Annotated in this window: 9 protein-coding genes; 5 read left to right on the top strand and 4 right to left on the bottom strand. The window is 72.9% G+C overall.

All coding sequences use genetic code 11. The features are described 5' to 3' along the window. The 5 genes from Q0741_RS16430 to Q0741_RS16410 all read left to right on the top strand — a co-directional run. Window positions 1–1295 (top strand): response regulator (locus tag Q0741_RS16430; protein ID WP_298234277.1); only part of this gene is annotated, 1295 nt, incomplete at its 5' end. A 23-nt stretch (window positions 1296–1318) separates the two neighbouring features. After that, window positions 1319–2155: a CheR family methyltransferase gene (locus Q0741_RS16425; RefSeq protein WP_298234278.1), complete on the top strand. Its 837-nt coding sequence runs from the start codon at window positions 1319–1321 to the stop codon at window positions 2153–2155. Further along, a complete protein-coding gene (locus Q0741_RS16420; RefSeq protein WP_298234276.1) occupies window positions 2152–2745 on the top strand; it encodes a chemotaxis protein CheB in 594 nt (197 codons plus the stop codon). Before Q0741_RS16425 ends, Q0741_RS16420 begins: the two co-directional genes overlap by 4 nt. Further along, window positions 2742–3881 (top strand): hybrid sensor histidine kinase/response regulator, encoded by a 1140-nt coding sequence (locus Q0741_RS16415; RefSeq protein WP_298234275.1) that lies wholly within the window; start codon window positions 2742–2744, stop codon window positions 3879–3881. Before Q0741_RS16420 ends, Q0741_RS16415 begins: the two co-directional genes overlap by 4 nt. A gap of 65 nt (window positions 3882–3946) precedes the next feature. Beyond that, window positions 3947–4486, top strand: a complete 540-nt coding sequence (locus Q0741_RS16410; protein WP_298234274.1) for a GNAT family N-acetyltransferase — start codon at window positions 3947–3949, stop codon at window positions 4484–4486. Window positions 4487–4539: 53 nt separating this feature from the next. Here the strand turns inward: Q0741_RS16410 and Q0741_RS16405 are convergent, their stop codons facing one another. From Q0741_RS16405 to Q0741_RS16390, 4 genes are all read right to left on the bottom strand, one after another. Further along, on the bottom strand, window positions 4540–6024 hold the full coding sequence (locus Q0741_RS16405) for an efflux transporter outer membrane subunit (RefSeq protein ID WP_298234273.1): 1485 nt from the start codon (window positions 6022–6024) through the stop codon (window positions 4540–4542). 34 nt (window positions 6025–6058) lie between these two features. Next, window positions 6059–7180 (bottom strand): ABC transporter permease, encoded by a 1122-nt coding sequence (locus tag Q0741_RS16400; protein ID WP_298234272.1) that lies wholly within the window; start codon window positions 7178–7180, stop codon window positions 6059–6061. A gap of 139 nt (window positions 7181–7319) precedes the next feature. Beyond that, a complete protein-coding gene (locus tag Q0741_RS16395) occupies window positions 7320–8483 on the bottom strand; it encodes an ABC transporter permease (protein WP_298234271.1) in 1164 nt (387 codons plus the stop codon). Further along, window positions 8480–9509: ABC transporter ATP-binding protein (locus tag Q0741_RS16390; protein WP_298234270.1), on the bottom strand; the 1030-nt coding region annotated here is incomplete at its 5' end. The genes Q0741_RS16390 and Q0741_RS16395, both read right to left, overlap by 4 nt.

The following is a 9509-nucleotide window of genomic DNA, read 5'->3' as shown; positions in this document are numbered from 1 at the left end:
CCCCGGCCACCGCGGCGGCCGGCCGTGCGGCGCCCACGGAAGTCGCCGCGCCGGCGCAGGCGCCGGTGCAGGGGCCGCCCGCGATCGCCCAGACAAGCGACGACCGCGAGCAGCGCAAACACCCGGGGCGGCTGATCCTGATCGTCGAGGACGACCCCGATTTCGCGCAGGCCATGCTGCGGCTGGTGCACGAGCACGACTTCGACGGCGTGATCGCGCCCACCGCCGCCGAGGCGCTGCGCCTGGCGCGCGAGCTGCGGCCGCAGGGCATCCTGCTCGACATCATGCTGCCCGACGGCTCGGGCCTGACGGTGCTGGAGCAGCTCAAGCGCGACCCCGCCACGCGCCACGTGCCCGTGCACACCGCCTCCGCGCTGGAGCGCGGGCAGACGGCGATGGAGCTGGGCGCGGTGGGACACCTGATGAAGCCCACGACGCAGGAGGCGCTGACCCACGCCATCGGCGCCATCGAGCAGCGGCTGCAGCAGCCGCTGCGCCGGCTGCTGATCGTGGAGGACGACGCCACGCTGCGCGAGAGCCTGCGCAAGCTGCTGGCCGACGGCTCGCTGGAGATCACGGCCGTGGGCACCATGGCCGAGGCGCTGCAGGCGCTGCACGGCCAAGGCTTCGACTGCATGGTCACGGACCTGGCGCTGCCCGATGGCAGCGGCTACGACCTGCTGGACCGCATGGCGGCCATGGAGGACCGGGCCTTCCCACCCGTGATCGTCTACACCGGCCGCACGCTCACCCGCGACGAGGAGCAGCGGCTGCGGCGCTACTCCAAGTCGATCATCGTCAAGGGCGCGCGCTCGCCGGAGCGGCTGCTCGACGAGGTGACGCTCTTCCTGCACAGCGTGGAATCGGCGCTGCCGCCGGAGCAGCAGCAGATGCTGCGCCGCGCGCTCAAGCGCGACAGCGTGCTCGACGGGCGCCGCGTGCTGCTGGCCGAGGACGATGCGCGCAACATCTTCGCCCTCTCCAGCGTGCTGGAGCCACTGGGCGTGCGGCTGGAGATCGCGCGCAACGGGCGCGAGGCGCTGCAGCGGCTGGAGCGCCAGGACATCGACCTGGTGCTGATGGACATCATGATGCCGGAGATGGACGGCCTGGAAGCCATGCGCCGCATCCGTGCCGAGCCGCGCTGGGCCGAGCTGCCCATCATCGCGCTCACGGCCAAGGCCATGCCCGAGGACCGCGAGCGCTGCCTGGAAGCCGGCGCCAACGACTACATCGCCAAGCCCATCGACGTGGACCGGCTGGTGTCGCTGTGCCGCGTCTGGTGCCCCAAGTGAACGCCGCTTGCCCCGCCCCCCTGATGGACCTGGACGACGAGGACCCCGAGCTGTTCGACCTGGAGGTGAAGCTGCTGCTGGAGGCGGTGTACCTGCGCTGGCAGCACGACTTCCGCGACTACGCCATCGCCTCCATGCGGCGGCGCGTGCGCCAGGCGCTGGAGCACTTCGGCTGCGCCAGCGTGGCGCAATTGCAGCACCGGCTGCTGCGCGAGCCGCCGCTGTTCCAGCAGGCGCTGTGCTTTCTCACGGTGCACGTGTCGGAGATGTTCCGCGACCCGCCCTACTGGCGCGCGCTGCGCGAGCAGGTGGTGCCGCTGCTGCGCACCTATGCCTCGCTCAAGCTCTGGGTGGCGGGCTGCAGCAGCGGCGAGGAGGTGTGGTCGCTTTGCGTGCTGCTGGCCGAGGAAGGGCTGCTGGAGCGCAGCATCGTCTACGCCACCGACATCGACCCGGCCGTGCTGCGCCGGGCCGAGCGCGGCGTGTTCCCGCTGGAGCGCATGGCCGAGTTCAGCCGCAACTACCTGGCCGCCGGCGGCACGCGCTCGCTCTCGGACTACTACGCCACCTCGCCGCACGGCGCGGTGTTCGATCGCGCCCTGCGCCGGCAGGTGGTGTTCGCCGACCACAGCCTGGCCACCGACAGCGTGTTCTCCGAGGTGCACCTGGTGTCCTGCCGCAACGTCCTGATCTACTTCAACCGCGCGCTGCAGGACCGGGCGCTGGGCCTGTTCCGCGAGGCGCTGGTGCGCCGTGGCTTCCTGGGCCTGGGCAACCGGGAGACGCTCAGCTTCAGCGCGCACGCCGATGCCTTCGAAGACTGGTGCCCGGCGCAGCGCCTTTATCGGAAGCTGCCATGACGCCGCCCTTCGACTTCATCCCCCGGCGCGATGCCGATGCCGTGGTGATCGGCGCCTCCGCCGGCGGCGTGCAGGCGCTGCAGACGCTGCTGGGCGCACTGGACGCCGATTTCGCGCCCGCGGTGCTGGTGGTGCTGCACCTGTCCCCGGGCCGCGAGAGCCTCATGGCCGAGCTGCTGGATGCGGCCTGCGCGCTGCCGGTGGCCGAGGCGCTGGACAAGCAGCCCGTGCGCGGCGGCACCGTCACGCTGGCGCCGCCGGACTACCACCTGCTGGTGGAGCCCGAGCGCTGCCTGGCGCTCTCGGTGGACGACCCGGTGCTGTTCTCGCGCCCGGCCATCGACCCGCTGTTCGAATCCGCCGCCGCCGCCTACGGCCCGCGCCTGCTGGCGCTGCTGCTCACCGGTGCCAGCACCGACGGCAGCGCCGGGCTGGCAGCCGTGCGCCGCCGCGGCGGGCAGGCCTGGGTGCAGGACCCGGCCAGCGCCAGCGCCGCCACCATGCCCGCCGCGGCGCTGGCCCATGCCGGCGCCGATGCGGTGCTCACCCTTGACCAGATGTGCCGCCGCCTGGCGGCCCGATCCGAATGAACGCCCTGGAACCTCCCCGCGATCCCCGCGACGACGCCGCGGCCGCCGACGCCGAGCCGGCGAAGCTGCTGGTCGTGGACGACGTGCCGCAGAACCTGCTGGCGATGCAGGCGCTGCTGCAGCAGCCCGGGCTGCAGCTGCTCACCGCGGCTTCGGGCGCGCAGGCGCTGGAGCTGCTGCTGGAGCACGAGGACGTGGCGCTGGCGCTGCTGGACGTGCACATGCCGGAGATGGACGGCTTCGCCCTGGCCGAGCTCATGCGCGGCTCCAGCCGCACGCGCGACATCCCCATCATCTTCGTCACCGCCGCGCCGGGCGACCCGCTGCGGCTGTTCCGCGGCTACGAGGCCGGCGCGGTGGACTTCCTGCACAAGCCGCTGGAGCCGCACGTGCTGCAGGGCAAGGTGCGCGTGTTCGTGGAGCTGCACCGCCAGCGCCGGCTGCTGCGCCAGCGCAACGAGGCGCTGGAGCGGATGTTGAAACTCAACGAGGTGATGATGGCCGTGCTCTCGCACGACCTGCGTACGCCGCTGTCGGCGATGCTGATGAGCGCCGAGGTGCTCAAGCACCTGGCGCCCAGCGACGCGGGACGGCGCGCGGCGCAGCGCGTCAAGGACAGCGGCCGGCGCATGTCGCAGATGATCAACCAGCTGCTGGACTTCTCCCGCATCCGCTCCGGCACGCTGGCGCTGGACCCGCAGCCGCACGACCTGCGCGCCGTGGCCGAGGCCGCCGTGGCCGAGCTGCGGCAGGCGCATCCCGGCGCCCGGATGGAGCTGCTGGTGATGGGCGACCTGCGCGGGCGCTTCGATGCCGACCGCATGGCGCAGGTGTTCTCCAACCTCGTGGGCAACGCGCTGCAGCACGGCGAGCCCGAACAGCTGGTGGAGCTGGTGCTCGACGGCGGCGACACGCACGAGCTGCGCTTCGTGGTGCGCAACGCCGGGCGCATCCCGGAGGACGCGCTGCCGCGCCTGTTCGACCCCTTCAAGGGCGCGCAGGAGGGGCGCAGCGGCGGGTTGGGATTGGGCCTGTTCATCGTCCAGCAGTTCGTGGCCGCGCACGGCGGGCGCGTGGAGGGACGCAACACGGACCGGGGCGTGGAGGTGGAAGGCGTGCTGCCGCGCGGGGTCTGAGGCGCACTTGACGGAGAACCGGAACACCTTGCTCGGCGGGCGAGAATCCCGCCTTTTGTTCGCCCGTGACACCCGCCCCGTTCCCGATACCCACGCCGCGCTGGCGCGCCATGGCGCCGGCCGACCTGCCCGCCGTCTTGCGCGTCGCCGCCGAGGTCCATCCCGGCTACCCGGAGCGTGATGAAGTCTTCGCCGAGCGGCTGGCCCTGCACCCCGGCGGCTGCCTGGTGCTCGAAGGCGATGGCGACCCGCTCGGCTACTGCATCAGCCATCCCTGGCGCGGCGAACCGCCCGCGCTGGACACGCTGCTGGGCGCACTGCCGCCTCGGCCCGATACGTGGTACTTGCACGACGTCGCGCTGCTGCCCGCGGCGCGCGGCTTGGGCGCACCGGCAGCGCTGCTCGCTTGTCTGCGCGAGCGCGCCGCGGCGGCGGGCCTGCTGGCGCTGGCCCTGACCGCCGTCAACGACTCCGCGCCGTACTGGCGACGCCAGGGTTTTGAAGTGGTGCCGGCAAGCGATGCGAAGCAGCGGGAGAAGCTGCTCAGCTACGGTCCGGACGCGCGGCGGATGGTGTCTCCCGTCGCATCGGCCGCGCCGGCGTAGCCGGCTGGAAGCTGAAACCAGCTGACACCCACTGAAGCGGCCTGGTCCGGTCCTCACTCGCCGCCGTCCATTCCTCCCCCCGCCGCCTTGAACACCGCCACCAGCGCGGTGCTCAGCCTGGCGTCGTTGTCAGCCAGATCGGCGCGCGCCTGCAGCCAGGCTTGCCGCGCCTGCAGCACCGGCAGCTCGCTGCTGAGGCCGCTGGCGCGGCGGCCCTGCGCCAGCGCCCAGGCCCGGTGCCGCTCGTCCAGCCGCTCGCGCAGGCGCGCATGGCGCTGGCGCTGCGCCGCGTAGTCCGCCAACGCGTCGTCGATCTCCTGCCACGCCTTGAGCACCGCCTGCTGGTAGGCCACCGCGGCCTGCTGCTGCTGCAGCTTGCGCAGCTCCACGGTGGCGCGGCGGCGGCCGTGGTCGAACAGCGGCAGGCTCAGCACCGGGCCGATCTGCCAGGTGCGTGAGCTCCACTCACCGAAGCGCCCGGCCTCGATGGATTGCAGCCCCGCGCTCGCCCCCAGCGCGATGCGCGGGTAGAGATCCGCCACCGCGATGCCGATGTCGGCCGTGGCCGCATGCAGCTGCGCCTCCGCGGCGCGCAGGTCCGGGCGCCGGCGTGCCAGCGCGGAAGGCAGGCCCAGCGCCAGGTCCGGCAGCGCCGGCGCCGCAGCGTCAGCCGGCAGGGGCAGCGGTGCCAGCGCCTCGTTGAGTGCGCCCGGCAGCACGCCACTCAGGGTCGTGAGCTGGTTGAGCAGCGCCGCCTCGCGCGCGCGCAGTGGTGGGCGCAGCGCCTGCAGCTCCGCCACGCGGGCGCGCTGGGCCAGCACTTCGTCGTCGGCAATCAGCCCGTGCGCCGCCTGGCCTTCCAGCAGCCCCAGCGCGTCGCGCGCCACGGCCGCCTGCTCGTCGAGCAGCGCCTGCTGCCGCTGCGCCAGGCGCAAGTTGAAATAGGCCCGCGCCAGCTCGCCGGACAGCGCCAGCCGCGCCTGCGCCAGCAGCGCATCGGCGGCCTCCACGCCCGCGTCAGCGGACTCCACGCTGCGCCGCACCCGGCCCCACAAGTCCAGTTCCCAGGAGGCGTCGAAGCCCGCCTGGTACAGCGGGAAGGGCTCGGCCAGCAGCTCGGCAATCTCTTCGCGGTTGGCGCCGGGCAAGGCCCGCACCAGCCGCGTCTCGGCCCCGTGCTCGCTCTGGCGCTGGCGCGTGGCCTGCGCCCGCGCGTCCACGTGCGGCAGCGCCTGCGAAGCCACCACGCTGCGCTGCAGCCGGCTTTGCGCGAAGCGCAGCACGGCGTTGCGCAGGTCCAGGCTGTTCTCCAGCAGCCGCGCCTGCAGGCCGTCCAGCACCGGGTCGCCGAACACCGTCCACCAGCGTTGCGGCAGCACCTTTTCGCTCACCGGCAGGCCGCTCGCCAGGTCCGGCGCGCTGGTGGGCCGCTGGGCTGGGACGGCGGGCGCGGGCGCATGGAAATCCGGGCCGACGGTGGCGCAGCCCACGAGCAGGGCCAACGCGGCGGCCACGGGAATCAGGCGACGGCGGTTCATGGAAGCGCGGGACGGGAAGTGGGCATGGCGGGGCTCAGACAAGGCGGCGCCGGAACAGCCAGCCCGCCAGCGGCAGCGTGACGGCGGCCACGCAGAAGAAGGGCACCAGGTCCTGCCACACCTGCGCCAGCGTCGCGCCCTCCAGGTAGACGCGGCGCACCAGGTCGATGGCGAAGCGCAGCGGGTTGGCGTAGGTGGCGATCTGGAACCCTTCGGGCATGTTGCGCACCGGCGTGGCCAGGCCCGACAGCAGCACCAGCGGCATCAGCAGCACGAAGGTGTAGAGCATCGCCTGCTGCATGTTGGCCGACAGCGCGGAGATCGACAGGCCCGTGCCCACCACCGCCAGCGTGAACAGCAGCAGCCCGGCGTACAGCGTCCAGGCACTGCCCACCATCGGCACGCCGAACCAGAAGCGCGCCACCAGCAGGATCAGCGAGGACTGCAGCAGCCCGATGAGCATCGACGGCAGCGCCTTGCCCACCAGGAGCATGCGCGGCGTGTAGGGCGTGACCAGCAGCTGGTCGAAGGTGCCCTGCTCGCGCTCGCGCGCCACCGACAGGGCCGCGAGCATCATCACCTGGATCATGCTCAGCGAGGCGATGAGCCCCGGCATGATGTTCCAGCGCGTCTCCAGGTTGGGGTTGAACCAGGCGCGCGAGGCCACCGTCACCGGCGGCCGCGCGGCGCCGGGCAGCGCGGCGTTGAACGCAGCCACGACGGCGCGCACCTGCGCCGCCGCATTGCCGGCGGTGGTGGAGTTGCGCCCGTCCAGGATGAGCTGCAGCGGCGCGGGCTGGCCCGCGGACAGGCGCCGCTCGAAGTCCGGCGGGAAATGCAGCACCAGCAGCGCATCGCCGGCGTCGATGACCTCGGCCATCTGCCGCGGCGCCTGCAGCGTCGCCACGCGCTGGAACACGCCCGTGCCGTCCAGGTGCGCCAGCAACCTCGTGGAAGCCTCGCCGCGGCTCTGGTCCAGCACCGCGTAGGGCACGTCCGTGAGGTCGAAGGTGGCGCCGTAGCCGAAGAGCAGGCTCTGCAGGATGGCCGGCACCACCAGCACCACGCGGCTGGCCGGGTCCTGCAGCACGGCCAGGAACTCCTTGCGGCACAGGTTTACAAGGCGTCGCAGCGTGTCGAGCAGCGCGGAGAGCATTGACGTCGGTCCTCTGAAGAAACGTCGTCATGCCCGCGCAGGCGGGCATCCACGCCGGCCGGGATGCCGCCCGGAGCGCGTGGACACCCGCCTGCGCGGGTGTGACGGAGTGATTGCTGTCGTCATCAGGAAAAGGCCATCAATCCAGCCGCTTGCGCGTGACCGCGCGCGCCAGCCCCAGCAGCCCCACGGCGTAGGCCGCCAGGATGGCGCCGTCCTTGAGGATCAGCCCCCACTGGTCGCCGGCCAGGAACAGCGTCTTGACCAGCTCCATGAAGTAGGTCGCCGGCAGCACGTGGCCCACGACGCGCACCGCCAGCGGCACGTTGCGCAGGTCGAACACGAAGCCCGAGAGCATGAGCGCGGGCATGAAGCTCGCGAGGATGGCGATCTGGCTGGCCAGGAACTGGTTGCGCGTGAAAGCGGAAATCAGCAGCCCGATGCCCAGCGACACCACCATGTAGAGCATGCTCGCCGCCAGCAGCACCGCCAGCGAGCCGTACAGCGGCACGCCGAACAGCCCGCGCGCGGCCACCAGGCACAGGGCGAGGCCCACCATGCCGACCACGAAGTAGGTCACGATCTTCGCCAGCAGCACCTCCACCGGCCGCACCGGCGAGACGAAAAGCGCTTCCAGCGTGCCGCGCTCCCACTCGCGCGCCATCACCAGCGCGGTGAGGAAGGTGCCCACCAGGGTCATGATCAGCACGATCAGCCCCGGCACCAGGTACCAGGTGCTGTTGTTGGCGGCGTTGAACCACATCCGGTCCACCACCACCACGCCGGCGCCACCAGCCCGCAGGCCCGCGCGGTCCAGCCGTTTCTGCGCCCACACCGCCACGGCGCCTTCGACGTAGCCCTGCACCGCCGCGGCGCGGATCGGGTCGCCGCCCTGCAGCAGCAGGTGCAGCCGCGCGTCGCCGGCAGCCAGGCGGCGCGAGAAGTCGGCCGGCACGTGCACCAGCGCGTCCGTCTGGTGCGCCTCCAGCGCCGAGAGCGCCTGCGGCAGCGAGAGCGCGCGGGTGGTGGCCATGTAGGGCGAGCCGTCGAGGGCGGCCACCACCTCCAGCGCCGCGGGCGAAGCGTCGTCCAGCGCCAGCACCAGGCGCGCGTTGCGCACGTCCAGCGTCAGGCCGTAGCCGAAGATCAGGATCAGCACGATCGGCAACCCCAGCCCGACCAGCAGGTTGCTGCGGTCGCGCAGCAACTGGCGGAACTCCTTGCGCACCAGCGAGCGCAGCCGGCGCCAGAAACCGCCGTCGCGGCCACCGTCGCCGCGCATGCCGGGCCGGCCTTCGCTCATGCCGCGCGCTCCGGCTGCCGCGCGACGCGGGCGCGCTCGACGATGCCGATGAAAGCCTGCTCCATGTCCAGGCGCCGCGCGTCGGTTTCGCCGGCCTGGCGGCGCACCTCCTGCGGCGTGCCCAGCGCCAGCAGCCGGCCGCCGTCCTGGATCACGATGCGGTCGCAGTACTCGGCCTCTTCCATGAAGTGCGTGGTCACGACGATGGTGATGCCCGTGGCCGCCAGCGCCGTGATGCGGCGCCAAAAGCCGCGCCGCGCCAGCGGGTCGGCGCCGCTGGTGGGCTCGTCCAGGAACAGGATCTCGGGCTCGTGCAGCAGCCCCACCGCCATCGCCAGCCGCTGGCGGATGCCGCCAGGCAGCTGCCCGGCCGGCTGCGCCTCGTGGCCGCGCAGCTCGAACTGCCGCAGCACCGCGTCCATGCGCTCGCGCAGGCGGCGCCCGTGCAGGCCGTAGGCGCCGCCGAAGAAGCGCAGGTTCTCCAACACCGACAGGTTGGCGTAGAGCGAGAACTTCTGTGCCACGTAGCCGATGTGCTGGCGCGCCGCGGCGCGGGCGCGGCGCAGGTCCAGCCCAGCCACGCGCGCCACGCCGCTGCTGGCCGGCAGCAGCCCGCACAGCATGCGGAAGGTGGTGGTCTTGCCCGCGCCGTTGGGGCCCAGCAGCCCGAAGATCTCGCCGCGCCGCACGCTGAAGGTGGTGCGGTCCACGGCCACGAAGTCGCCGAAGCGGCGCACTAGGTCCTGTACCTCGATCACCGGCGCGCCCTCGCCCACCAGCGCCGCCGGGCGCGCCGAAGCTTCGAAGGCCGAGGCGTCCGCCACCGCCTGCTGCCCACCACGCGCGCGCAGCAGCAGCATGAAGCCGTCCTCCAGCCGTGCTTCCACGGGCTGGGCCTGGCCGGGCGCCAGCCCCAGCGCGCCGTCGTCGGCGCCGGCGCGACGGATCAGCCGCACCCGGCCGCCGCTGGGCACGGCGTCCAGCACCGCGTCGTGCCGGTCCAGCAGCCGCGCCTGCAGGGCGCGC

Source organism: uncultured Azohydromonas sp. (assembly GCF_937926365.1).
GTDB lineage: Bacteria > Pseudomonadota > Gammaproteobacteria > Burkholderiales > Burkholderiaceae_C > Azohydromonas.
This window is presented reverse-complemented; position numbering and strand designations above follow the sequence as displayed.

Excerpts from the sequence above, each read along its gene's own strand:
- Q0741_RS16425 (WP_298234278.1), top strand. The coding sequence starts at position 1,319 with ATGGACCTGGACGACGAGGACCCCGAGCTGTTCGACCTGGAGGTGAAG.
- Q0741_RS16420 (WP_298234276.1), top strand. The coding sequence starts at position 2,152 with ATGACGCCGCCCTTCGACTTCATCCCCCGGCGCGATGCCGATGCCGTG.
- Q0741_RS16415 (WP_298234275.1), top strand. The coding sequence starts at position 2,742 with ATGAACGCCCTGGAACCTCCCCGCGATCCCCGCGACGACGCCGCGGCC.
- Q0741_RS16405 (WP_298234273.1), bottom strand. The coding sequence starts at position 6,024 with ATGAACCGCCGTCGCCTGATTCCCGTGGCCGCCGCGTTGGCCCTGCTC.
- Q0741_RS16400 (WP_298234272.1), bottom strand. The coding sequence starts at position 7,180 with ATGCTCTCCGCGCTGCTCGACACGCTGCGACGCCTTGTAAACCTGTGC.
- Q0741_RS16395 (WP_298234271.1), bottom strand. The coding sequence starts at position 8,483 with ATGAGCGAAGGCCGGCCCGGCATGCGCGGCGACGGTGGCCGCGACGGC.